Raw genomic sequence first — 22,977 nt, forward strand, 5'->3', positions numbered from 1 at the left:
GGCGTGCGACGCGGCCGTTGCAAAACCAGGCACTGCGCGCTCAAATGGCAGCCTTCAAGCGCGACAGATCAGGAGATCGACATGAGCCACTGGCCAGACACCCGCATTCTGGAGCTGTTCAACATTCAACTGCCGATCCTCCATGCCCCCATGGCAGGCGCCACTGGCTCGACCATGGCGATTTCCGTCGCCAACGCAGGGGGCCTGGCGTCACTGCCCTGCGCGATGCTGACCCTTGATCAGGTACGTGCCGAAGTCACACTCTTCCGCCAGCACAGCAGCGCACCGCTGAACCTCAATTTCTTTTGCCATCAGCCTCCTGCGTTCGACGCCGAGCGGGCCGAACGCTGGAAGCAGGCGCTGAAGCCGTATTACGACGAACTGGGCGCTGATTTTGATGCTCCGACCCCAGTGTCCAACCGTGCTCCTTTCGATGTCGACAGCTGTGCACTGGTTGAAGAGCTGAAGCCCGAAGTGGTCAGTTTTCACTTCGGTCTTCCGGAACAGGCCTTGCTGGACAGGGTTCGAGCGACTGGCGCGAAGATCATTGCGTCGGCCACCACCGTGCAAGAGGCAGTCTGGCTGGAGCAGCATGGCTGTGATGCAGTGATTGCCATGGGGTATGAGGCTGGCGGCCATAGAGGTCTGTTCCTCAGTGATCAGTTGCATACACAAGTCGGCACGTTTGCTCTAGTGCCGCAAATTGCCGACGCCGTCAGCGTGCCTGTCATTGCCGCCGGCGGCATTGCTGACGGTCGGGGGGTAGCCGCATCCATGGTCCTGGGCGCCTCGGCCGCTCAGGTGGGAACCGCGTACCTGTTCTGCCCGGAAGCCAAGGTCAGCGTCCCTCACCGTCAGGCCCTTGCTCAAGCCACAGACAGCCAGACTGCGCTGACCAATCTGTTTACCGGTCGCCCGGCGCGCGGCATCGTCAACCGGATCATGCGTGAGATCGGCCCCATCAGCCCTCTTGCGCCCGCCTTTCCACTCGCAGGTGGTGCCTTGCTGCCGTTGCGTGCCAAAGCTGAACCACAGGGTAATGGTGACTTCATGAATCTTTGGGCAGGACAGGCTGTGGGCATCAAACATACGATGTCGGCAGCTCACCTGACCCGGCAACTGGCGCAAGACGCACTGACGATTCTGTCTCGCAAATAAAACATTGCTACCGGAACAGCACTCAATCGCTATATATTTATTTATATAGCGAACTGCCTTCTACCCGGAAGACGTGCTTTTTATCCCGTTCTGGAGCTGTTTCATGCGTGCTTTACCGCTGCGACTCTTTATCAAACCTCTGGTGATTGCCCTGGCAGTCTCGGGCACAGCTTCTGCGCTCGCTGACGAGGTGCAAGTCGCCGTGGCGGCCAACTTCACTGCACCGGCCCAGGCCATCGCCAAGGTCTTCGAGCAGGATACCGGTCACAAGCTGGTCGCCGCTTTCGGTGCCACGGGCCAGTTTTATACCCAGATCAAGAACGGCGCGCCGTTCGAGGTATTCCTGTCAGCCGATGACGCCACGCCAGCCAGGCTGGAGCAGGAAGGTGACACGATCAAAGGCTCGCGTTTTACCTACGCCACAGGCACCCTGGCGTTGTGGTCTGCCAAGCCAGGCTATGTCGATAACCAGGGTGACGTGCTCAAGACCGGGCAATTTGAACACTTGTCCATCGCCAACCCGAAAACCGCTCCTTACGGGCTTGCCGCTACTCAGGTACTGAGCAAACTGGGGCTGAGCGATGCGATCAAAGCCAAACTCGTCGAGGGTCAAAGCATCACTCAGGCCTACCAGTTTGTGTCCACTGGCAATGCACAACTAGGGTTTGTGGCGCTTTCGCAGATTTACAAGGACGGCCAGCTCACCAGCGGTTCGGCCTGGATCGTCCCGGCCAATCTGCATGACCCGATCAAACAGGACGCGGTCATCCTCAGCAAAGGCAAGGACAGTGTTGCCGCCAAGGCGCTGGTCGACTACCTGAAAGGTCCGAAAGCGGCCGCGATCATCAAGTCGTACGGGTATCAGCTGTAAATGCCACTGGACAGTGCCGATATCGCTGCCATCTGGCTGACGTTGAAGCTGGCGTCGCTGACTACCGTCATCCTGCTGGTGATCGGCACGCCCATCGCCTTGTGGCTGACGCGCACTGACTCGTGGCTCAAGGGCCCGATTGGCGCTGTGGTTGCGTTGCCTCTGGTTCTGCCGCCGACGGTTATCGGCTTTTACCTGTTGCTGCTGCTTGGCCCTAACGGTGCGATCGGTCAATTGACCCAAAGCCTGGGGCTGGGCACGCTCACATTCAGCTTCGCAGGCCTGGTGGTGGGTTCGGTGATTTACTCGATGCCTTTTGTCGTGCAACCGCTGCAAAACGCCTTTACCGCCATCGGTACGCGGCCTCTCGAAGTGGCTGCCACGTTGAGAGCTGGACCGTGGGACACGTTTTTCAGTGTGATCCTGCCACTCGCAAAACCGGGGTTCATTACCGCTGCGATCCTCGGGTTTGCCCATACCGTGGGTGAGTTCGGCGTGGTACTGATGATCGGTGGCAATATCCCTGAAAAAACACGCGTGGTGTCGGTGCAGATATTCGATCACGTCGAATCCATGGAGTACCTGCAAGCTCACTGGCTTGCAGGCGCAATGCTGGTGTTTTCGTTCGTGGTGCTGCTGGCGCTTTATTCCAGCGGCAGATCCAGAACGGGTTGGAGTTGAACCATGGCTTCGACCATAGAAGTTCGCTTGCAGATGACTTATCCGGAGTTCAGCGTTGACGTCGACCTGGTTTTGCCGGGCACCGGGGTTACCGCGCTGTACGGCCCCTCCGGCTCTGGCAAGACCACCTGCCTGCGCTGCATCGCGGGCCTGGAGCAGACCGCCAATGGCTTTTTGCGGGTTCATGGCGAAATCTGGCAAGACACCGACAAGGCAGTCTTCGTGCCCGCCCACAAGCGTGCAATTGGCTATGTTTTCCAGGAGGCCAGCCTGTTTGCGCATCTGTCGGTCAGGGCCAATCTGGAATTTGGCTTGAAGCGCATCCCCCGCAACCAGCGCAGTATTGAATTGCGCCATGCCACCGAACTGCTGGGCATCGATCATTTGCTGGAACGTCGTCCCGAAAAGCTGTCGGGCGGTGAGCGTCAGCGGGTGGGCATCGCGCGGGCGCTGCTGACCAGCCCGCGTCTGCTGCTGCTCGATGAACCCCTCGCCGCACTGGATGCCAGGCGCAAAAACGAAATTCTTCCCTACCTTGACCGGCTCCAACGGGAGCTGGACATCCCCATGCTGTATGTCAGTCACGCTCAGGATGAAGTCGCTCGGCTGGCTGACCATCTGGTGCTGCTTGAAGCAGGAAAAGTCGTCGCGAGCGGACCGATTCAGGAAACGCTGGCGCGCCTTGACCTGCCACTCGCCATGGATGATGACGCCGGCGTCGTGATCGAAGGCATGGTGACCGCGTATGACACAGCTTATCAATTGCTGACGTTAGGCTTGCCTGCCAGCAGCCTTGCCCTGCGCGTCGCACACGCGGCCATGCAGCCCGGCACTCGATTACGTGTCAAGGTTCAGGCCAGGGACGTCAGCCTGAGCCTGCAGGCGGATGACCCTACCAGCATTCTCAACCGCTTGCCGGTGACAGTGGTGGACGAAGCCATCGCCGACAACTCGGCGCATGTGCTGGTCAGGCTTGATGCCGGCGGCACGCCCTTGCTGGCGCGGCTCACGCGTTATTCCTACGACCAGTTGAAACTGCATCGCGGGCAGGCAGTGTGGGCGCAAATCAAGGCAGCTGCAGTACTGGCGTGAGGCCAGTTGCAAATACACGGCACCACCACCGGCAGACGAGGTCAGTGTTGTTAACTGCCTCTGGAATTTCGTCATGCCTGACTCGAATGCGATCAGCCCGCCTGCCAATGACTTGCACTACGTAGACGATACTCAACCCGGATTCACCCGCAAAATCCTGCGCGGCAAATTTGCCTATTTCGATACCGCCGGCTCGCGCATCAAGGACAAGGCAGAGATTGCCCGGATCAACGCACTGGCTGTGCCGCCCGCCTACACCAATGTCTGGATCTGCGCCGATCCCGATGGGCACCTTCAAGCCACCGGCCGTGATGCACGAGGTCGCAAACAATACCGCTATCACCCGCGTTGGCGAGAGCTGCGCGATCAGGACAAATATTCGCGTCTGATCGAGTTCGGTCACGCGCTGCCCAAAGTCCGCAAGCAGATCGAGGATCAGCTCGCGCAACCGGGCATGGGCCGTGAAAAGGTCATGGCTACCGTGATTTCGCTGCTGGACGCCACACTGATCCGGATCGGCAACAGCCAGTACGCCAAGGAAAACCGCTCTTATGGCCTGACAACGCTGCGCAACAAGCATGTGGAAGTCAAAGGTGGCCAGATCCTGTTCGAATTTCGTGGCAAAAGTGGCATTGAGCACCGGGTCACTGTCAAGGATCGACGTTTGGCCAACGTCATAAAACGCTGTATGGAATTGCCAGGGCAAAACCTCTTCCAGTATCTGGACGATGATGGTGTACGGCACACGGTCAGCTCGTCGGACATCAACACCTACCTGCAACAGTTGACGGGCTCGGACTTCACCGCCAAGAACTACCGCACCTGGGCTGCCAGCGCACTGGCGCTGGCAACCTTGCAAAAACTGCACTGGGAGCCCGAGGCGGATGCGAAAAAGCACATCGTCGACATGGTCAAGGCAGTGTCAAAGCAGTTGGGGAACACGCCCGCGATTTGCCGCAAATGCTATATCCACCCGGCCGTACTGGAAGGTTTCCTGCTGGGGAATCTGGCCAAACTTCCGCGACTCAGAGAACGCAAAGGCCTGCGTCTTGAAGAAGTTGCATTGGCCAGTTACCTCCGCATGCTGGCAGACAACGTTGAAGAGGCAGTTGAGGTCGAGGTGGTGGTGAAAGCGGTGAAAGCAGCAAAAAAAGCCGAGCGCCAATAAGACTTCCGGTCCGGCTTCAACGTCCCGGAGAGCTGACCAGAGGCACCGTTTGACCGGTCGAGCCCTGTGCCGATTGTGGCGTCTCGAACGCGTTGGACAGTTCTTCGATGGTGTTTACCAGCTGACGGACGGCCTGCTGAACTTCTCCGAGCATTAGCTCGGATGCCACGGCTGGAAGACCTGCGATGCCATTCTGAATGTCCACTTCGACAGCCACCGCACGGCGATCGGTCAACACATAAAGGATATCGACCCCGACGTTGGCCACCGCAGCCAAGTAATCCGCCTTCGGAACCCGCTCGCCACTTTCATACTTCCCCTGTGCATTGGCAGCCACCCCCCCCATGCACCCCATTTCACGCTGCGAAAGCCCAAGACGTTTGCGCTCTTCCCTTAACCTGGTGGCTATGTCACTCATGTCCTTGCCTTCCGTCCTGACGTTGAAATCAATTTCCTGCAGAAAAAATGACTGATAGAGCGCTTCGGGATGTCCGGAAAAACCTGTTTCGGCGCATCCGCATCGCCAACGACTTCAGAAACGTCATCTCCTCCCTTATTAACTTTTCGCCCATCAACCGGCTTATTTCAACCTACGTTTATCGGATCAATGCCAAAGGCGATGTGACAGCATCGAGCTTTGCGCTATGTACGAGTGCGGCTGCTGGGCATGACCATGGAAGACGCGCTGACAACGCGCGCCTCTGCCGCTCGCAGGATAATCTGGAGATATCAAGCTGACGTCGCCCGACAAAAACCGGATCTGACATCAGATCGCCTCCGTGCGACCGACAACCCGGCTCCGTCAGCCTCATCCTGAATTTTCGTAGCCTTCTGATTTATCGAGAGATTTATTCAGTTGCGCAAAGTCACATCCTGTCCCGTCTGAAGCACTTGCGAGCTTGCTTCATGGTGACCGGGTGTATATATTCCCTGCTCTTGGCGCTACCGCCCCGATGGCGAAATTGGTAGACGCAAGGGACTTAAAATCCCTCGTCCTTTGGACGTGCCGGTTCGACCCCGGCTCGGGGCACCATTTAAAATCAAAGGGTTATGCAGTTTTCTGCCTAGCCCTTTGTCTTTTTTGCTCCGCAATTTTATTCATCGCTCCGCAATCCAACTTTTCCTCCCCTTCCCCGGCGTCCTGCCGACGAACAAACCAATCCTTTCAGCTTCAGACATTTCCACCGCTGCCCAGGATCGGTTCTGCCTTGTGAAGCTCCTTGCGGTCGATGGCTACGCCCAGCCGCCGCCTGCACACAATGAGGTATTTCATTTCCATAAACCCAAATACTGTATGTAGATACAGTATTCTTGGCGTGGGTCAGCTCATTTGGCAATGGGAACCGGACGAGCAGTCAGCGACAGGTAGGACGCCTCGCACGCCTGCCCCGCTATTCTGAGTTGGTCAGCGTAACGCGCCAGCTCTCCCGCTCGCGCATCAGCCCGGCCGAGCAAGTCGGAGAGCACCATGGCGGCGCGGGTGGCGTTCTTGCCTCGCTCGGCAGTTCCGGTATCACCGGGCACGCAACTGGCTGAGGCTGCCAGCTTTCCTGCTTCGACGCGCAGCCGGTCGCCAGCACTGTCAGCGACAGCAGCATCAGATATCGCAGAGGCCTGTTCTTGTCTCGCATTGTTTGCCACCTGGTTGGCCGCTGACTGGCGGCGTTGCTCTTCGGTTCGGTATTCGGTCGTGGTGCTGGCCACGGCCTGCGACTGGGCGCTGACATGACTGGCCCACTTCGCTTGCCAAGCCAGATCAGTAACCGTGACACCATGACGGTAGGCGCCATACAGTGCGCCCACCACGGCCAGCAAGATCAGCAGCAAAGCTGCAGAACGGGACGTGACAGCACTCACCAGCGCGCCCATGATTCTTCCCAGTTTGGCAAGTCGACCGTTTGCCCCGCCAACGCATGAGAGCAATCGCCCAAATACTGGATTCGCCCGTCAGTTACAAAAGAATGGCAAACCTTGCCGAATCGACTCGAAAAAACCGCCTCTCTCCCGCCTTTTGCGTAAATCGCGTCGTACTCGGCCTCTTCTTCGGCGGTCATCACGCTACACCCACCCGGCGCGCCAGTGGTACGGGCAAGCACAGAGGGCGTAAAGGTAGGTGCATCGGGGTTGCCGTTGTATCCCCAGTTCGGGCCGGGAGTGTTGGGCGAATTGACCTTTATGCTGTGCGCGGCATTGCACCCGTCGCAGAAGAACCAGACTGAGCCATCGGAGCCCTGGCCAAGGCAGCGGCCTATAGTTTTGATTTCGCTCATGCCAGCACCTTCAGCGCCTTCTCATAAAGTGCTTGCCTGTCGGCGAGGCCGTTGGTGCCGCCGTTGATCCGCTTGGTGATTGCAATGAAATCACCGTTATCGGCCAACGTGTTCAGGCCGTTGACCGACCAGAACCAGCCAGCGGCCAGCGCCGCGTATTCTGGCGTTTCCAGCAGCTCAGGCTGTCCAAGCAGGTCAACGCCCAGCGCCTCGCCGCACTGCTGGTAATTCGTCTTGCCGGTGAGCTGGATCAGGCCGCGACCGCGATACTTCCAACCGTCGCCGTTTCCGGTATTGCCCATGCGGGAGCCGTAAACCACATTCGCTATGCGCTCAGGCTGGCGTGCGTACTGGGCAGCAAGCTCCGGCGTGAAGCGGTTCGGCCACGTCTTTTGCAGTGCGGTGGCGCTGTAGTTCAGGTTCTCGACCAGCGCTGTCAGTTGCGCTGATTCGTGACCGATCTGGGCGAGGAATGCTGCGATGCGGAACTGGGTGACGATCTGGTACTTGCCCATGGCCACGTTGAGCGCAGGAACGAAGGACTTTGCAACGCCCGCCGATCTCGGAAGGATGGCGATGATTTGCGATTCAGTGATAGGCATAAAAAAACCTGCAATCTGGTTGAGATTGCAGGCTCTGTGACTGGGGGATTATGTACAGCTTTTCAGGCGAGTTGTGGCTCGGACGTTACGGATGCTGCCGATGTTTCGCTGGTGTATGGCTCTGGCTGAACCGGCCAGACCGGTGCGCTTGGCCATGTGGCTTGGGTGGACACCCGGCCCAGCTTCACGCTGTAGCTGTTCCACGACTTGAGCGAGGCCTTGCGTACCGGGAATTCAGCGATTTCAGCCGCTGTCGGTGCTATGTAGTCCTCGTCGTCAGGGTCTTGTTGGTTGATCAGGTAGTCGAGGGTGTTGACTCGGCCTTGCAAGGCTGTGACTTGGGTGTTTGCTTGGCGACTCAGTGCGTTTAGCTTGTCGGTGCTCATTTCTAGCCATTGAGCGGTAGTAGCTGGAATAACGACCCAGGATTGGTACGCATGACCATCCACGACGAGAACAGAGCCAGCGGCGTAAGTATCTGGAGCTGCAACAGTCGGGCGAGGATAGTTTTCTAGTACGGCGAAACCATACTCAAGCAAAGCTTCATTTCCAACATCAGGAGGAAATCCAGTCAAAGGAAATAACTCCTGCAACTGAATAGCATTTATAATTTCTAAGGTGGCCAAATTTACGTACATATTTCACCTATGTTTTAGCTATCCTGGATGACACATTCCCAGCGGAATATGAGGCGTCCGTAGCAACGTTTAAATAGAATGGACCGCATTGCGCGCCGCCACCGTACGAGCCGCCGAAATAAAGCACAGCCGAGCCGCCAGCCGAATAACGGTCGCCGGTAGCTCCGTCTGTTTGAGTTGCACTACTTGATGAGGGAATAAATGAGGTCCTTAGGTCGTATCCTGTGCCGGACGCCGCCGAAAATGCAGTAGGGTACCCGCTTGCCGGAAACACAAGCGATGTACCAACATAGCTAGAATTTCCTGAGTTATCCCATATCATGCACCCCGTATTAGCGCTAGAACTCAATCCATCTGCCATCTGCCAGACATTTGCCCAAAGCCCAACAATCCCCCTCCAAGTGGCCTGCGCGACCGTAGAGTTATTTACTTGAAGGGGCCCAAGGTCGGCTGTAGAGTTGCCCTGGCCTAATACATTCTGCGCATCAGGAGTGCCCAATTCTATAAGCAGAAGAATCTGTATGGCTGAAATCTGATGATAGTTCCATATGGTAAATCCTGTAATGGACCCGGTGTTTCGACCGCCAGCTCTGCTACGCATCGTTGCGAAATCTAGATCGGTTATAGGGTATAGCCCAGGAAGAGAGCCAAGTTTTGACCCGTCTGCTACGGCTTGATATTTGCCAATCCATATCTGATCTATAGGTGATCCTCCGCTCCAGAAGGCGGGATGTCTAACAAAGCCTGAAATTGCTGCGTCTGATATCCACCACACCCTCTTTCCTGCGTATGGACCTGATGACAAAGTGTCTCCTTTGACAAAAAATGCGGGGATTTTAATCATCGACTGGCTGTCTATAGTCTCCCCAATAATCGCGCTATATATGGGGTGGCCATTAAAATAACTTGCGCTCGGAGACACGGCGTTTCCGAACAAATCCACCCTTTGCCAGACGCCTGCGCCGCCGCTACCTGGCGCTATAAACGTGATTCCGATTATTGGGGATATCGTCGATACCGGCGAGATCCTTCGTAAAGCCGTAGCCAGCCTCATGTTGCAGGCCCCGCATATAGATTCCACGCCGAGCCATTGACCGTAGAGTATATAAACTCCGAAATTTTGTTTGCGGCCGGAGTAGCTGGAACCACGCCTCCTACTGTAATAGGAGTAGCGCCTGATGGTTGAGTGAACGTATAAGCGGTTGCGCCCTGCCTGACTCTAACAAGAATACTAAAGGTTTCACCAGAAAGTACTGGAACGCTATTAAAAGATATCGACGTATTTCCTGAAAGCGTAAGGTCGAAGATATTGCTTATGGATACGTCTAAGGCGACAGTGCCGGTTGCTGCAGAAATGGTCGTCGTCTTATCTATAAACTTCAAGGCGCGTGAAAGGTCCCGTGCGAGTGTCATAAATCACCTGTCAAAAAGGTAGCCGCGAACGCGAATAGTCAAACCGCCAACAGTGATTAGGACGCTGTTTAGCATATACGTAAGCTGCTGATTGCCGTTTAGGAAAACGTCATACTGCCCGGACTGCCCGCCTTTTATTGAGAGAAGATAATTCGTTGCTGATACCGAACCATAATCAGGCGTGCTCAAGTAAGCGTCCGATGGCGACGAGTTCTCGATCAGCGCATACATGATCCTGCATGTAACCGGAACAATGTTGGAGGCGTTCACGTTGACCGCGCTCGTACTTGTCGCGGCATTGAGTAGGGTTGATTGAGTAATAGCCGCGCCACCCGGCGGCGTAAAGTCCATCCGATTGGCCCGGTCGCCCGGCTGGCTATGAACAAACTGCATCGTTGTCCCAGTCGATCCGAAGTACAGCGATCCCAGATAGCGTCTGGTTGGGTCGTTTGATTTGGATCGAGCGGTACCCTGATACGGCGCAGCAGGAGTTACTGATGAATACTCGAGCTTGAGAATGCCATAATCATTTCCGAGATAGAAATGCTGCCACGAACTGCTGGCGGATACGGTAACGCTGAGAGGGTTGTCGAGAAGCATGCGCTCCGTGTTTGGCGCGTAACACATACCGGTACCGACAGACACCGTTTTCAGGTCCGCCGCAACACTGAGCTGCAAGCCGACTATGCGCGAATCGTTTGGATTGTAGGCCATTAGGTGGTCACCACTGAGTCATCGACGAAACGGCGCCAGTTGGTACCGTCGCTATAAACAGGCCCTGCCCGCCCTGACATATTGGTGCAGTACCGAATCTTCGCGGCGCTGGCGTTCGCGGCCGGCAGGTTGGCCACTGTGCTCTGAAGCAGCGCGTCGTCTTGCGCTCGAATAGCGCTGAGAACCCCGACCTGGAGTACGTCTTGGGTCGAAGTTGCGCCTACAGCCAGCGTGATCGTCGGGCTTGCAGTGGCGGTATAGTCGGCCGCCTGCTGAAGAACGCCGTTTAGGAAAACAACGATTGCGCCGGGGACATAACCGTTTGGCACGGTGAATGCCGTCTGCCCAACGCTTGTCGCTGCAATGGATTCAACGCGGAACACTTGTCCGAGCGCCGTCAGCTGTTCCTGGCTCACGACGTCCTTGGCATTGGACCTGAGGCCGACGTGCTTCATTACGCGAGGACCGTTACGCGATACTGGCCAGTTGTAGGCGCAGTACTGAAGGTGACCTGCACAGTGTTGACGCCGTTGGGAACCACGTCAGCCAGCACGACGGCATTCGTGGATACTTCGCGCACGCTCACAATCACATCCTGAGTGTTCAGGTTGTGGGTGACTGCAATCGTAGTTGCTGATCCGTCACCGATTGTGGCGCTGGCTTTGCGAGCGACCACAGCCGGATCGGCGGTGATGGCGCCGCCGACAATCAGGATGCCGTTGCCCGCTGTGTAGGTCGCGCCGCTGGCAATTTGGGTAAAGACCAGTGCGGTGGTGCCAATGGTGATCGGGGCGTCGGTAGTCTGCAGCCAGACGGTATTGCCGAGCGTGGTGCCTTCACTGACGAATGTCGCTGCGCCCAGCGCCTCATTCCCAGCGTCGAAGTCAGTCGACCGGGTCCAGGCACCTGCGGACGCCAGATAGATACCGTTGCCGGAACCTGCGGTCTGGCTCTTCACCAGAACACGGTCGCCTGCGACGATGCTTACACCGTCGATCGTTTGGGCGCCGGACAGTGTGATGTTGGCTGTGGTGGCGGCACGGACCGGCGATTTCCACGAATAACCGGCCACCGCAGCGTTGAGCTGGGCCAGTGTCACCGGCTGCTGGGGCAGGATTGCGTCAGGCAGGTTGTTGACGACGTTGCCGTTTGCGTCAAGCGCGACTACTAATTTCATTTATCAAGCCTCAATTTAGGTACGCTTTGCCCGCAAACGGGGCTCCGAACGTGATTTGAACGATGTTGTCGTCTGTGTAGGAGACGTCCGCGAGAACAACGGCCTCGTCGGTACCGACGACGGTGACCGAGGGGCGTTTCCCGAGGTTGTGGGGTACTGTCCATCCGGCAGATGCGGTGGACTGGGTGTAGGTGAAGGCCTTGTCGCCAGAGCCTCCGCCTGATGACACCAAGGCCGTTCCGTCGGCGCGCGTGTACCACTCGCAAAACCATCTGCCTGAGCCGAGGCTGACGAATTTCGCGCTGTCTCCGATGATCATTGTGATGTTAGCTGCGCCGGGCAGCCTGAGATTGCTGCTGTGCACTAGGGTTATGGAAGCGTTATCACCAGCTCCTGTGACGCCGTCGTCTTGAGCTGACCCTGTTCGGATCAGAACCCTGCTTACCCCAATAGGGGCCGAGCCAAATGATGCAACGGTCGCATCCCAGTAAACGAAATTGACTGTATTAGACAGCGTTGCGCCCAGATCAACAGGGTTCATGCTGTAGAGCCGAACAATCGGAGCCTCATTAAGTGCGCCGCGCAGCCGCAAAGCGTCCCCGGCCGGGATCTGGACGGACTGGCCATCCTTGCGGACCAGCAGGAGACGATCAGCCATTACAGCACCACGAAGTCGAAGTCATCGGTTTTGAGCTCGGTTGCAGACTTTGCAAAACCAAGCTTCTGATCGATAGCGCCGCTCGTGGCGGTTGTTGCGTCGAGGGCTGGTGTGACTACCCCGCCAGCAGTGCCGAGAAAGTAGTTCGACCCTACTGTCAGGCCGCTGAGAGCTGTATTCGTCGCATCAAGGTCGTATACCGATCCTTGCGCCGCGTTCGCCACTGCCGCGATGACAAAGCCGTGCGCCGGGCGGTTGTTCGAGTTGTCAGCAAGGCGGATGCTGATCACGCCGGCATTTGGATAGATGTTCACGAATTTGCCAGCGCCGATCGCCTCGGTGGCCGGATAAGGCGTGGTGCTGACACCGCTGCCCGCGTTATAGGTGGATGGATCAAGCTTTCCATCAGTGCCCAGCGCCGGGATCTTGCCTGCATCTGCGGCGCCTGCCGAAGCTACCACCGGTGTGTACTGTTGTGTCTGACCGTTTACACGGCGAAGGACCTTGTCTACCACGTCACTCTCCTACGCCAGCAAAACTGGCTCATCAAAATCAAGATTCAACCGGGTTGCGCTTGAGGCAAAGCCAACAACAAGCTCCCATCCGGCAGTCGGGGGTATTTGGGTTAGCGAACCATCCGGCCCGCAGAAAACGAGGCCTTCAGTCCACGACCATGCAAGGTCATCAATGAACCCCATGGTCTGAATGGTGATTTCTGAATCGGGCGAGCCTCCAGTAATGGAAACGCCGATCACCTGCTGAACGGACTCGGTCAGCGGGTTTACGGTGAATACCTTCGCCTGGCTTTCGTAAAGGACTCGCAGCGCACTTACCACTTGGCCAGCAGGCCGGACGATTGTCTGAATGCCTCCGCCAGTATCGGTACCGGGTCTACCCTGCGCCCCGCGCTGTCCAGCCATGATCGTGAACGACCCGCCATCGCCCCGTAGGGCTGGGCAGCAAGACTCACCACGCACAACGAATGCAGAGTTCACTTCGTAACCTCTTCGCCAACGGTCACCTTGCTGATGGCGGTCACGGGATAGACCCCGCCGTCTGGGGTCGTCAGCTCGAGGTCATACACGGCGCGGGACCAATCGATATCGGCGGTCTTTGCTGCGCTGAGCCGGATAATGAGGGCGGCCAGCTCAACGTCGACGGTGATACTGCCGTCGGGGGCCGGTATTAAAGTTTCGTCAGAGCTGAACCTGAGCAGTACCTTCCCGTCGACACGGTCACGGATCTGCATTCGCGCACCGCAAGCTGTCAGATCAAACGGGCGGTTGATGATCACAATCCCGCTCGGCGCAAACGTGCGCCATTGATCTGCGCGAACCGAGTTGAGCTCGATTGTGTTGGCGTCCAGGGTGGTGGCGATGTAGTAAGACTCGTCTAGACTGTTCAGCTCAATAGGCTGGCGAACGCCTTCAATCCGAATCGGCCAACCATCGGGTATTGAGTGATTTGGGACGGTAAGGCGCACAGGCGCTGTGTTCGGCATCGCGCTGATGGGCAGATAGACAAGCTCTTTATCGGCGTACCGATACATGAACTCGAATGTCTTGCCCTTTACGATGTTGATGTCGATGACGGGGGCGCCCATGGAAATCTCCTGCGATTTCCAACGAGCGTATGTGACTGGATTCGGCGATCAATAGCCTACGTGCGCGGCTAGGGCGGGCTCACTGACTCTTCAAGCGCAGCGAACGCGGCGATGTTTTCTTGAATGAAAAGCTGGAAAATCTCAGCGCTTTTTTGCGAAACCAAACTCGATGAGAATTCTTCGTCTCGCGTCCAAGACGTTGGCGGCGAACCACCCTGGAGCCTGGCTAGCTCATCTTGTTTTTGGCGAACATCTTCCAGAAGGTATGCAATATGCTGGGTATGGAGGTAGAGGCGGTAGACGTCTGGGTGAGGCGGCTTCTCGCTAAGAAAATCAATCCATGCCTTCCCTGAACGCTCCTTTGCGAGAAATATTTCTTCACGGCACAGCTCCCTATTTTCCTTTGTTTCACTGGAGAACAGGCACAGCTTCTTATTGGCTTGTTCAAGGCTTTTGCGCGCTTTCCGTACTTTTAAACTGCGTAAAAGCATCTAGTTTCCGCGCCTCAGAAATCCATCAACGACCCAGGATATGCCCATTACGAGCGCATATAGCCCTACGACCGGCAGCAGCCCTGCCAAGAACATCATCTTTACCACATCAGAACGGTCATAGATGACGCCAGCAACGACCACCAGCCAAACGACGGATGCCACAAGCCACAGCCTGCGAAAGCCGATTTGGTACGAACGTTTGTGGGTAATATCCCTCATGACGCCTTCCCTGCTGGTAGAGGCGTCATAATAGCGGCTACGGATTGACAACGGTAGGCGGCAGCTCAACTGGCGATGAAGCGACATTGCTGGTCAGATAGGTTGCAGGCCCGACGGCGCCAATCTGGGCCTTGGCATTCTCTCCGAGCGCTGCGTACCAGTTTTTATACGCCAGGGTCCTCATGAGCTGCGCCTCCTTGGCCTGCATTCGTCCAATCTGGGCGCCATCAGTGTTTGTCGCTGCGTAGATCGCATCCTTGAACCGCTGACTGCCCATCAGCTTTTCGGCAGCCTGGTTGATTGGTTCTTTCTCCTTGGACAGAATCTTGGCCATAACGCCTGCAGTCCCTACACCCGGAAGACCCAGGCTACTGGTCACGCCCTCCGCTGCTCCGACCTTCTTGCTCACATCCCAAACTTTCGATAACAGGCCGCCTTCGTCCGCGTAATCTTCCAGTATCTTCAGTGAGTTCAGGCGTCCGGTGGTGATCCTTTCTTTGCTGGCCTCTCGCATTCCCCTCGCAACCGTAGCGATATCGTCCAGCGCCGTGACCGCTCCTTTGGGTAGGTTTTCGGTCAGTCGACGCTTTGCTTCTGCGTTCCGGCTCAGACTGTCGTACCAATCAACAAATCCTGGCGCGCTCAATCGCTGCTCTGCACGGCTTCCCGACGTGAAAACATCGTTCAGCGCGGTGATCATGAATTGCTGGCGGTCGCTCGGCGGGATTTTGGCGAACGCTTGATCGAATGCCTTGAAATCACCCTTGCCCAGCTGGCTGGTCGCCCTGCCAATAGTGGACGTCACCGCTCCGGCAAAGTCCTTCCCAATCAGATCCGTAAGGTTTTCTTCCATTTGCTTTCGTTGCGCAACCATCGCTTTCGCTGTTGCGAACTCCGAGCCAACGCCCATGGCGTCAGCAGTCAGGCTTTGATCATCGCTCAGCGTTCCGTACAGGCGTTTGAGCAGACCGCTCTCGGAGTCCTTGAACGGCCCTCGACCTCGAAGCCCCTCGCCTACTTGCTTGCGGATGTGGTCAAGCCCGGCATATGTGGTCGGGAGCGGGTCGCCGTTGTCATCAAGGCGCGTGATGCTCTTCAGTGTCCTGCGTTCAACCGAGCTGAGCAGATTCGGATCCCCGAGCTCAGCAAGGCGCTGATTCAGGTAACCAATCGTTGTATCAGGCTTGGTGGGCGTGGTAGGAGGTATAGCGGCGCTTACCTTGTCGTAGAGTTCATCTGAGCGCTTCTCTACCTGGTCTATAGCGCTGAGACTGTCCTTGCGGAACTTGTCGGACAGACTGGCTTTGTCAATGGACCCGCCGTACTGAGTGATAAGGTCGTCGGCCTTCTGAGCGAGCGCCTTCGACGCTTCTTTTTGCTGGACGTTGAGGGAGCTGCCAGGTATCGACGCAAGGGCCTGCTCGATCTCTCGATAAGCCTGGCTGCGGGAATACTGAGACGGGATAAGCTGGTCTTTTACCCCGAGGCGCCCCGCCGCATCCAGAATCTGCTGATTGGGCGCAACCTCCTGAGCAAGATCGCTTACCGTGGCTGCCTGGGCGCTGCGCGGGGCGAGTGCGGCGTCGGCAACAGATTGAACTGCCGCCGCTCGATCTGAGACAACGTCTGCCGTTCGACCAGTTGCATTGGCGGCGGCTTGAGCATCGCGTGCAGCTTGCGTTTCAGCCTGCTGCGCAATCAGTCGTGCCTGCGTTTCATCCGCAGAACCTCGCACGATCTTTCCGGCCCCACCGATCACTGCTGGGAGCGCTCCGCCGACTACGGCGCCGAGAGCCGCACCGGTTGCAGTTTCAGGCAACCGTTCAACGAGGTCACCTTCAGCAGAGCCTGCCCCATAAAGTCCGCCATATGCCGCGCCGGCCACAGCACCTCTGCCAATATTTGCCGCAAGGGTGGGCGCCGCTGTGATGCCACCGGTTACCAATGCCGGACCAATGCCGCCCACCAGGCCGCCCGCTATTGCGGCAACTGGTTGTTGATCAGATCCGGCTTTCAGAAGCTCGCGCTGGCTGGCCACGTTTTCATCGTACCGCTGCTGCCACGTTTCGGCCGATGAGCCGTTCTCAGGAATGGGTATCAGCGGCCGAATTGCAGCATCAAGGCCAGCAAGGATCTCATCCTGAAACCCAAACGATGCGCCGTCCGCTGCGCCGCGCGCGAATGCCTCGCCTGCGCCAATCTTCGGCCCAGGCTTCGCCGTCGCCGCTGGTTCGACTGGATTTTCAGCTGGTTGATCGATTGTAGGGAAAGCGCTCCACCAGTCCTTTGCCGCATCTGGCGCAGGGGCTGGGGCCGCTACGGCGGCGGGCTGAGCGTCAACCTGGGTAGCGCCCCCTGAATCTCCAGCCGCGACAGGCTTGGGCTCTGCCTGGCCTGCGTCCGGGTATTGCTCCCACCAATTGGCTGCGTCTGCCATTACGGCTTCCTCCGGGTAGACCCATCAGGCGCAACAAACACCGTGCCAGACGGCAATTTAGCCACGTCGGCAGGACTGGTCACTCTGACCGGCGCTGCGGCAGGGGTACTTGCAGGTGCAGGCGCTGCAGTTTGTTGCTGTCCGGCAGGAAGGTTTTTCTCATAGGTCGAGATCTTCTCGCCCAGCCTTGTGCTGATCTCCCCGAGCCGCTGCTTCGTACCTTCGATTGATCCGTTGATACCCTTTTCACCGATTCCAAGCCCGGCACCGATCTGCGAGAGAAACGTGATGTCCCGGTCAGTCAGGACGCCGGTCATCAGCTTGAGGTTGTCCGCAGTCAGTAGCGTTTGAAGCCGATTTGCTTTGTTGATGAGGTCCTGAGAATCATTACTGAATGTTGGAAACTTCGAGTCGAGAGTTCCGGTGATATCGGCCAACTGACCCGAACCATTGATTTCAGAAACCAGCTTTTGAGCGTCTTTCGCCACATCCAGAGCGCCAACCTTTTGGGATGCAAGAGCTTGGGCGTTCGTTGAAGCATCGGTTTGACGCTTGTCTATCTCAAGCTGCTTGAGCTGGGCATCCAGGCCAGTACTTGAGTTTCTTGCCTTGGCATCTGCAGCTCGACCTTCGGCCCCGAGCTTTTCGATGTTGGCTTGTGTCAGCTGCCTACCCAGCGCTTTTTCACCAGTTGGATCGGTTGCCGCAGTGTAGGCAGCGCGCGCCGCTGGCGTTGCATTGGGATCGGTAGCGGCCTGCAGAAGATCATCCAGTCGGGATGCTTGTCGCAGTTGCTGATCTTCGGCCTGACCCTGTCGCCGATCATCTATTTGGAACTGGCCTCCCTTCACGGCATCTTTAAGGCCTTGAGTGACAGCTTGGCGCTGCTCATCAAAACGCATATCAGCAAGGGTCGGGCGCCGACTGCTGTCGCTGACCACATTGAAGTTCTGGTCCCTAACCAGCTTAGCGCTCGCCAGGTCCAACCTGTCTTTGTCGCGGCCTGCGTCACGGATATTGGCCGCGCGCGCAAAACGATCCATTGCAAGCCGACCATCACCGGCGTTTGCTTGGCTGAATACTCCAATTCCATCACCCAAGTTCGCGAGTGATCCCGTCGCGTAGCTGCTTGGGCCGGGGCCTAAGCCTGAGATAGCTGAAGGGTTTATATCCGACAGGGATGATGGTGTGGCGCGCACCGCTGGGTTAGCGATGGGCGCGGCGTTGAGCGCAGATCGCAGGTCGGCCGGCTGATTGGAAAATTCAGGAACCCCGTTTGCACCTATCCGTGCCGCGATCGGCGCGGTCGGAGACCCTGCGCCGGAGCTGAGCGTTCGGTATTGATCGGCCGAAATGTTCTGAGTATTTGACTGAGAGGGCGGTGCCGCTGCGGCAAGTGTTAATGGAGCTTGCACTTGCTGGGCTGCAATAGCAGGCGGCGCGCCAAACGACGCAAGGGATGATTTTTCGCCGCTTTTAACAGGCGTATTTGTTATATCAAACGATGTTTGCTTTGGCGCTGCGTCTGCAAGGCTTGCCGGCGCAGGTGTTGGTGGCGGTGCGATTGGCTGATTGGCAAGCTGTTGAGTGGCTCTGCCTACAGGCCCCGCTGCTCGCTGACCAGCAACCTTTGCCGCACGCTGCTCCGGCGTCAGATATGCATCTCTCAAATCGCCATTAAGATCGCCAGCTGCCATTTCTCTCACTCCTGAATAGTTCATAAGCCGAAGGCTATGTGACTGCATCAGGGATTCAAGAGGCTTAAGCGTCTTCGAATGACCTCACAAACTTTGTCCAGAACAGTTTTTTCTGGGCCGGAACCACATCGAAAAAGACCCCGGATATACCTTGACCCGAGATCAGATCATCCGGCAGAGCCTGGGAGTACAAGACGGTAAAGTTGAAGTTACTTTGAACCACCAGCTCTTTCAGGGTAAAGCCGTCAATATAGCCAACTACCTGCGCCCCAGAATCATCGGGGTGCGTGCATGCGCCAGATACGCGCCCTGGATAAATGCCGTTTGGGCCAAGACTGGCGATAATCCATTGATCGTAAACGGTAGGGCTTCCGAGGCCTGCCGATTTAGCTGCAGCCCCCAGCCTTCCAAGAGAAACCGCCCCGTTCGCAGCAAATACGTTGTAATCCTGACCAAACGGCACGACTTCAGGTATAGGCAGCGTTAGCGCTATGTCGATCGAGCCGGGACGCCCAAGCTCTGTAGACAGATACATTGCCTGCTGATCGCCGTTGATGTACACCAGCCGAGACGAACCGTCGTCAAATGACATCATCCCCATTTCAACGTTTGTAGGGAACGAGCCTGCAGCGTGACTCGTCAGAGTGGGAGTTCCGCCGCTGAAGTTGATAACAGCCCAGTCGAACCCGGAACCAGGCACACCGACCGAAAATAATCCATCAGGCGACACCTGCATTTCTCGACTGGCTGTAAGGGCGGGCCCGATAGCCGTCACCGTCACAGCAGCAGGATCGGGAAGCGCCTCACCTACGAAGGCCTTGTAAATTGTTGGGCCAGAGCGGGCCAAGGCTCCGCAGACTTTGGGCCCCTTCAAGAACAGGCTTATCACCACGTCCGACCCTATAGGGGCAGACCAAAATAGCTTTCTGCTCTGATTCGTCTCAGTGTCCAGCTCAAGCACTGAGCCACTGGATTTGAAGCCGACGGCAAAGGTTACTTTCATCGTCTAATCCTTCCGTCAAGACCTGCACTCAGGTCGAACTTCCATAATTTATTGCCAACGTAAAATGCGCCGCCTTGAGCGCCGGCGTCGGTCAGATACTCTCGCCACTCCCCGCCTCCATCAACCGACAGAAACACCTTTCCATTGCCTCCGTTATTCCCAGCAGCGTGGCGGGTTATGCTCGCCAACAAAACAGCCGGCACAGCCTCCTTGCCCTCTCGTGGCGCCTGGAATGGCTGAACGACAGTAATAAAGCATTTGTCGAGACTGTCTGTTGAGGTCGCTATAACTCCGCCAACGCTCATTGTCCCGGTGGGCACGTCGAACACGGCGCATCGAATGGTTCGCTCGGATGCAGAAGGCGGGTAATCAATGCAGGCAGTCACCATTTTTTGTTCGCCCGCATGGTAGGCAGAGGCTATCGGCTGAGTAAGGTCGTAAGTAGGGCTATCAAACCTGTTGATTGATGTAGACCCTGCGTGCTGCAAAACCGCAAATGGCGGCGCGTAACCGGGTATGGTTTTTCTCTGCGGATTTCCGCCAGTGGTCGTATAGAGCGCCCACTCTCCCTTGATAGGAATTCCGATCGCGCCCCGTTGATATGTCTGCTCCCAAACAAGGCAGCATGCTGTAACAGCGTTTTCGTCCGGTATCGATGCAGATCCAACTATCCACGGATACATGAACTCCCCGTCCACTCCGGTCGGGATCGTCTCTGACTCAACGTCCCAGTCGGCCCTGAGCGATAAGTTCCTGCCGTCCGGTAGCGTTGTGATCAGCGACCATGCGTCACCGCGATGATCGGCATCGCCCCTGTCCAGGTAGGTGGTGTAGACGCTGAAGACGACAAAGCCATCAGCCAGCGCGACCGGGTTCGGCGTCAGGAAGCTACCGAAGTTGGGAAACGAGGGTTTGTTCAGGAACGGATCTGCGGGCACCATTTCCGGCGAAGGATGAAGATAGGATTGCTGAATGTCTTGCGGCCTGAACACCCTCAAGCTTGTTGTACTGGCGAAAAGGTTTGTGCCCACCTCAGGATCGTAATCAGATCTATCCTGCTCGCCGATTGCCACGAGCAACCCCTGCTCTCCGTTTCTGTCGAAATCTTCCGGGCCGGTGATCCCCCATGGCGTTTGATATTGCCGATAGGTCCTGGCTGCGTGGCAGTAGATGTCTTTGCCCTCCAAAACGCTGGAAGTGGACGCCGGTATGAATGCGAAGCCGTTCAATAGCACGTCCTTTATTGGCCGTCGAAAGTCACCGTAGGGCGCGCTCAGCTCCAGAGGTACCAGCCTGCGAACCAAGAGCTTCCACCGATCAGGCAAATCATCTTCATCGATTGAATACTGATTTCTCAGAAAGTAATTCAGCTTTAGCGGGCCAAACTCGACGGCATCCCCGTTCAATACGGCGGTTCTTGATCCGGTAGGAAACGACGTAATTGAACCGGCCAGCGCCACGCGGCACGAGAAATCGAAATAATTCTCGTCGTCCAGGGAGTAATAGTTTGTGCTCGATTCAGTGTTTTTAAGGGGGATGTCCATTCTTGAGTATCCGAGAAACCAGTCCCGCTGCTGGATTCTTGGAAACCAGTCGATCGCGAATGGGTAACCCGTGTTTCTGATCAAAGTGGGAGCGCTCAAAACGTAAAAGCTTTGCTTGTCATGGAAAGTGAACTGACTGGATGAACCCGGAGATTCAAAGTCGTCTCGAATGCCTACGGATGTTGCCAATGCAAGCAGGCTGACCCCGTTTTGAACGATCCTGACGGGCCCCGCCAACAAAATATAGCCCGGCGTGTCCATGACGCTGGCGATATAGGAGCCTCGCTCAAGAAATGGCGAGGCTCCTTCTGACTCGGACCATTTGCCGATCGCGCGCAGGAGAAACCCGTTAATGATCTGGTGCTTACTCGATGCTTTGGACCGGTAAGCGTTGTTGGCAAGTGTTCTAGCATTCCTTATGAATATCGCTCCTACCCGAGTCATTAGTCTGCTGGATATAAGCAACGCCATTAGAATGACTCGACTTGTGCGCTTAGGGTGCCCGCTGCGGTGTAGGCAGACCCTGCTGCATCCGCAAATGCGCGCGCTGCTTGCGCGTGAGCTGCCGGCTGACCATCGCTTCCGTAAAGACCGACCTTGTTTCTGTCGCTTGAGATCGTGACGTTCGCCTTCGCTTCTGCTGCTTGCAAGCGCAGTTGTTCGGAGCTGACATTTACACCTGCACCTGCCTGAGCGGCCCGCAGCTTCAAATCCTCTCCAGACAGTGCGACGTCAGCCTGCTCCCTGGCCGCCCTGAGTCGAAGCTCTTCGATAGATACCTCGACATTGGCATAGCTCGACAGCGCTCCGTAATACGCGTTGTAGAGTTGGGCCTGAATTCGCGCCTTCTCAATGGCTGTGCCATGCACTGAGTAGATCGCACGGAAGTAATTCGCGCTTTCTGTCAGGATTCCGAGCTTGAGCTGCGCGGCGATGTTCGTGGCCTGCTTCAACAAGTCGACCTTGATGTCTGCATCTTTGATCGCCTGATCTCTGCTGACGTCAAGGATGGCGTTGGTTGCATTCTGTTCGGACTGGGTAATGAGGTCGGGCAGGCAGCCCGCAGGCATACTGAAACCCCTGGAAGAGAGCGATGCTTCGAGCTGCCGCTGCTCACTGGTCGCAGTCCGATAGGCCCGATCACGCGATTTCTGCCAAACTAGCTCAAAAACGGTCGAGTCGGTACCAAATGGCTTGGCTCCGCTGATGACTGATGCGCACCAGTCCTCGCTCAAATTCTTGAAAGAACCATTGATCGACGGGAAATACTTCGCAAGCCAACTGTCGACTGTGGTGTTCAGCTCTGCGATCAGAGCATTGGAGTTGTCCGCACCTTCAAAAAGGTCTGAGAACTTTGGCGCCTCGCCCGCCGAAAGCGATCCGGGCGAATAGTTGAGCGAAGGAGTATTGCCGGTGTAGCTGAAATTCTGGACGTTCGAGGTATACGCCAGCTCGACGTTCGAGATATTCGGTTTGCTGGACGCAGTGATACGTCCCGCACTGCCGCTGGCCAAAGATATCGCGCGTGCGCCCTGGGC

Annotated in this window: 24 protein-coding genes and 1 tRNA gene; 7 read left to right on the forward strand and 18 right to left on the reverse strand. The window is 56.8% G+C overall.

Annotation, left to right across the window (positions count from 1 at the left end; translation table 11 throughout):
- Window positions 1-81: 81 nt before the first annotated feature.
- The 5 genes from KDX37_RS10940 to KDX37_RS10960 all read left to right on the forward strand — a co-directional run bounded on the left by KDX37_RS10940 (window position 82) and on the right by KDX37_RS10960 (window position 4,970).
- Window positions 82-1,158 carry an NAD(P)H-dependent flavin oxidoreductase gene (locus KDX37_RS10940; RefSeq protein WP_231652716.1) on the forward strand — a complete coding sequence of 359 codons (1,077 nt, stop codon included), beginning with the start codon at window positions 82-84 and terminating at the stop codon, window positions 1,156-1,158.
- A gap of 103 nt (window positions 1,159-1,261) precedes the next feature.
- Window positions 1,262-2,029, forward strand: coding sequence for a molybdate ABC transporter substrate-binding protein (gene modA, locus KDX37_RS10945; protein WP_231652717.1), 768 nt, complete (start codon window positions 1,262-1,264; stop codon window positions 2,027-2,029).
- Complete coding sequence (gene modB / locus KDX37_RS10950; protein ID WP_231652718.1) at window positions 2,030-2,710, forward strand: molybdate ABC transporter permease subunit; 681 nt, start codon at window positions 2,030-2,032, stop codon at window positions 2,708-2,710. It begins immediately after the preceding gene.
- A 3-nt stretch (window positions 2,711-2,713) separates the two neighbouring features.
- Window positions 2,714-3,802 (forward strand): molybdenum ABC transporter ATP-binding protein, encoded by a 1,089-nt coding sequence (modC, locus tag KDX37_RS10955; protein ID WP_231652719.1) that lies wholly within the window; start codon window positions 2,714-2,716, stop codon window positions 3,800-3,802.
- 73 nt (window positions 3,803-3,875) lie between these two features.
- Window positions 3,876-4,970, forward strand: a complete 1,095-nt coding sequence (locus tag KDX37_RS10960; RefSeq protein WP_231652720.1) for a DNA topoisomerase IB — start codon at window positions 3,876-3,878, stop codon at window positions 4,968-4,970.
- Between the two features lie 16 nt (window positions 4,971-4,986).
- On the opposite strand, the gene KDX37_RS10965 is transcribed toward KDX37_RS10960, so the two are convergent.
- Window positions 4,987-5,388, reverse strand: coding sequence for a helix-turn-helix domain-containing protein (locus KDX37_RS10965; RefSeq protein ID WP_231652721.1), 402 nt, complete (start codon window positions 5,386-5,388; stop codon window positions 4,987-4,989).
- A 47-nt stretch (window positions 5,389-5,435) separates the two neighbouring features.
- Here KDX37_RS10965 and KDX37_RS10970 point away from each other — a divergent pair, with 47 nt between their 5' ends.
- Together KDX37_RS10970 and KDX37_RS10975 are read left to right on the forward strand one after the other, a co-directional pair.
- Window positions 5,436-5,708, forward strand: coding sequence for a hypothetical protein (locus tag KDX37_RS10970; RefSeq protein ID WP_231652722.1), 273 nt, complete (start codon window positions 5,436-5,438; stop codon window positions 5,706-5,708).
- Between the two features lie 209 nt (window positions 5,709-5,917).
- A tRNA-Leu gene (locus KDX37_RS10975) sits at window positions 5,918-6,003 on the forward strand.
- Window positions 6,004-6,296: 293 nt separating this feature from the next.
- Here KDX37_RS10975 and KDX37_RS10980 read toward each other — a convergent pair.
- The 17 genes from KDX37_RS10980 to KDX37_RS11060 form a co-directional block, all read right to left on the reverse strand.
- Window positions 6,297-6,839: a DUF2514 domain-containing protein gene (locus tag KDX37_RS10980; RefSeq protein WP_231652723.1), complete on the reverse strand. Its 543-nt coding sequence runs from the start codon at window positions 6,837-6,839 to the stop codon at window positions 6,297-6,299.
- A complete protein-coding gene (locus KDX37_RS10985) occupies window positions 6,824-7,240 on the reverse strand; it encodes a DUF6527 family protein (RefSeq protein ID WP_231652724.1) in 417 nt (138 codons plus the stop codon). The genes KDX37_RS10980 and KDX37_RS10985 overlap by 16 nt, the downstream gene beginning before the upstream one ends.
- Entirely contained in the window at window positions 7,237-7,842 is a 606-nt protein-coding gene (locus KDX37_RS10990) for a glycoside hydrolase family 19 protein (protein ID WP_231652725.1), read from the reverse strand. The genes KDX37_RS10985 and KDX37_RS10990 overlap by 4 nt, the downstream gene beginning before the upstream one ends.
- A 62-nt stretch (window positions 7,843-7,904) precedes the next feature.
- Window positions 7,905-8,480: a tail fiber assembly protein gene (locus KDX37_RS10995; RefSeq protein WP_231652726.1), complete on the reverse strand. Its 576-nt coding sequence runs from the start codon at window positions 8,478-8,480 to the stop codon at window positions 7,905-7,907.
- Window positions 8,481-9,896: 1,416 nt separating this feature from the next.
- A complete protein-coding gene (locus KDX37_RS11000) occupies window positions 9,897-10,607 on the reverse strand; it encodes a hypothetical protein (protein WP_231652727.1) in 711 nt (236 codons plus the stop codon).
- A complete protein-coding gene (locus KDX37_RS11005) occupies window positions 10,607-11,062 on the reverse strand; it encodes a hypothetical protein (protein ID WP_231652728.1) in 456 nt (151 codons plus the stop codon). The genes KDX37_RS11000 and KDX37_RS11005 overlap by 1 nt, the downstream gene beginning before the upstream one ends.
- Entirely contained in the window at window positions 11,062-11,784 is a 723-nt protein-coding gene (locus KDX37_RS11010; RefSeq protein WP_231652729.1) for a head decoration protein, read from the reverse strand. The genes KDX37_RS11005 and KDX37_RS11010 overlap by 1 nt, the downstream gene beginning before the upstream one ends.
- Window positions 11,785-11,794: 10 nt before the next feature.
- A complete protein-coding gene (locus KDX37_RS11015; protein ID WP_231652730.1) occupies window positions 11,795-12,442 on the reverse strand; it encodes a hypothetical protein in 648 nt (215 codons plus the stop codon).
- On the reverse strand, window positions 12,442-12,957 hold the full coding sequence (locus tag KDX37_RS11020) for a hypothetical protein (protein WP_231652731.1): 516 nt from the start codon (window positions 12,955-12,957) through the stop codon (window positions 12,442-12,444). The genes KDX37_RS11015 and KDX37_RS11020 overlap by 1 nt, the downstream gene beginning before the upstream one ends.
- A gap of 9 nt (window positions 12,958-12,966) precedes the next feature.
- On the reverse strand, window positions 12,967-13,362 hold the full coding sequence (locus tag KDX37_RS11025; protein WP_231652732.1) for a hypothetical protein: 396 nt from the start codon (window positions 13,360-13,362) through the stop codon (window positions 12,967-12,969).
- A gap of 71 nt (window positions 13,363-13,433) precedes the next feature.
- Entirely contained in the window at window positions 13,434-14,045 is a 612-nt protein-coding gene (locus KDX37_RS11030) for a hypothetical protein (protein ID WP_231652733.1), read from the reverse strand.
- A 68-nt stretch (window positions 14,046-14,113) separates the two neighbouring features.
- Window positions 14,114-14,536 (reverse strand): hypothetical protein, encoded by a 423-nt coding sequence (locus tag KDX37_RS11035; protein WP_231652734.1) that lies wholly within the window; start codon window positions 14,534-14,536, stop codon window positions 14,114-14,116.
- Window positions 14,537-14,795: 259 nt separating this feature from the next.
- The gene (locus tag KDX37_RS11040; protein ID WP_231652735.1) at window positions 14,796-16,796 is read right to left on the reverse strand and encodes a hypothetical protein; all 2,001 of its coding nucleotides are present in this window, start codon (window positions 16,794-16,796) and stop codon (window positions 14,796-14,798) included.
- A 398-nt stretch (window positions 16,797-17,194) separates the two neighbouring features.
- Window positions 17,195-18,892 (reverse strand): hypothetical protein, encoded by a 1,698-nt coding sequence (locus KDX37_RS11045; protein WP_231652736.1) that lies wholly within the window; start codon window positions 18,890-18,892, stop codon window positions 17,195-17,197.
- Window positions 18,893-18,956: 64 nt separating this feature from the next.
- Entirely contained in the window at window positions 18,957-19,895 is a 939-nt protein-coding gene (locus KDX37_RS11050) for a hypothetical protein (RefSeq protein ID WP_231652737.1), read from the reverse strand.
- The gene (locus KDX37_RS11055) at window positions 19,892-21,910 is read right to left on the reverse strand and encodes a hypothetical protein (protein ID WP_231652738.1); all 2,019 of its coding nucleotides are present in this window, start codon (window positions 21,908-21,910) and stop codon (window positions 19,892-19,894) included. The genes KDX37_RS11050 and KDX37_RS11055 overlap by 4 nt, the downstream gene beginning before the upstream one ends.
- On the reverse strand, window positions 21,910-22,953 hold the full coding sequence (locus KDX37_RS11060) for a hypothetical protein (RefSeq protein WP_231652739.1): 1,044 nt from the start codon (window positions 22,951-22,953) through the stop codon (window positions 21,910-21,912). The genes KDX37_RS11055 and KDX37_RS11060 overlap by 1 nt, the downstream gene beginning before the upstream one ends.
- Between the last annotated feature and the right edge of the window lie 24 nt (window positions 22,954-22,977).

Origin of the sequence: Pseudomonas californiensis (genome assembly GCF_021147775.1) — a bacterium.
Taxonomy (GTDB): Bacteria; Pseudomonadota; Gammaproteobacteria; order Pseudomonadales; family Pseudomonadaceae; genus Aquipseudomonas; species Aquipseudomonas californiensis.

Bases quoted from the DNA above. Each gene is read 5' to 3' on its own strand.
- KDX37_RS10940 (WP_231652716.1), top strand. From the start codon at position 82: ATGAGCCACTGGCCAGACACCCGCATTCTGGAGCTGTTCAACATTCAA.
- modA (WP_231652717.1), top strand. From the start codon at position 1,262: ATGCGTGCTTTACCGCTGCGACTCTTTATCAAACCTCTGGTGATTGCC.
- modB (WP_231652718.1), top strand. From the start codon at position 2,030: ATGCCACTGGACAGTGCCGATATCGCTGCCATCTGGCTGACGTTGAAG.
- modC (WP_231652719.1), top strand. From the start codon at position 2,714: ATGGCTTCGACCATAGAAGTTCGCTTGCAGATGACTTATCCGGAGTTC.
- KDX37_RS10960 (WP_231652720.1), top strand. From the start codon at position 3,876: ATGCCTGACTCGAATGCGATCAGCCCGCCTGCCAATGACTTGCACTAC.
- KDX37_RS10965 (WP_231652721.1), bottom strand. From the start codon at position 5,388: ATGAGTGACATAGCCACCAGGTTAAGGGAAGAGCGCAAACGTCTTGGG.
- KDX37_RS10970 (WP_231652722.1), top strand. From the start codon at position 5,436: ATGACTGATAGAGCGCTTCGGGATGTCCGGAAAAACCTGTTTCGGCGC.
- KDX37_RS10980 (WP_231652723.1), bottom strand. From the start codon at position 6,839: ATGGGCGCGCTGGTGAGTGCTGTCACGTCCCGTTCTGCAGCTTTGCTG.
- KDX37_RS10985 (WP_231652724.1), bottom strand. From the start codon at position 7,240: ATGAGCGAAATCAAAACTATAGGCCGCTGCCTTGGCCAGGGCTCCGAT.
- KDX37_RS10990 (WP_231652725.1), bottom strand. From the start codon at position 7,842: ATGCCTATCACTGAATCGCAAATCATCGCCATCCTTCCGAGATCGGCG.
- KDX37_RS10995 (WP_231652726.1), bottom strand. From the start codon at position 8,480: ATGTACGTAAATTTGGCCACCTTAGAAATTATAAATGCTATTCAGTTG.
- KDX37_RS11000 (WP_231652727.1), bottom strand. From the start codon at position 10,607: ATGGCCTACAATCCAAACGATTCGCGCATAGTCGGCTTGCAGCTCAGT.
- KDX37_RS11005 (WP_231652728.1), bottom strand. From the start codon at position 11,062: ATGAAGCACGTCGGCCTCAGGTCCAATGCCAAGGACGTCGTGAGCCAG.
- KDX37_RS11010 (WP_231652729.1), bottom strand. From the start codon at position 11,784: ATGAAATTAGTAGTCGCGCTTGACGCAAACGGCAACGTCGTCAACAAC.
- KDX37_RS11015 (WP_231652730.1), bottom strand. From the start codon at position 12,442: ATGGCTGATCGTCTCCTGCTGGTCCGCAAGGATGGCCAGTCCGTCCAG.
- KDX37_RS11025 (WP_231652732.1), bottom strand. From the start codon at position 13,362: ATGGCTGGACAGCGCGGGGCGCAGGGTAGACCCGGTACCGATACTGGC.
- KDX37_RS11030 (WP_231652733.1), bottom strand. From the start codon at position 14,045: ATGGGCGCCCCCGTCATCGACATCAACATCGTAAAGGGCAAGACATTC.
- KDX37_RS11035 (WP_231652734.1), bottom strand. From the start codon at position 14,536: ATGCTTTTACGCAGTTTAAAAGTACGGAAAGCGCGCAAAAGCCTTGAA.
- KDX37_RS11045 (WP_231652736.1), bottom strand. From the start codon at position 18,892: ATGGCAGCTGGCGATCTTAATGGCGATTTGAGAGATGCATATCTGACG.
- KDX37_RS11050 (WP_231652737.1), bottom strand. From the start codon at position 19,895: ATGAAAGTAACCTTTGCCGTCGGCTTCAAATCCAGTGGCTCAGTGCTT.
- KDX37_RS11055 (WP_231652738.1), bottom strand. From the start codon at position 21,910: ATGGCGTTGCTTATATCCAGCAGACTAATGACTCGGGTAGGAGCGATA.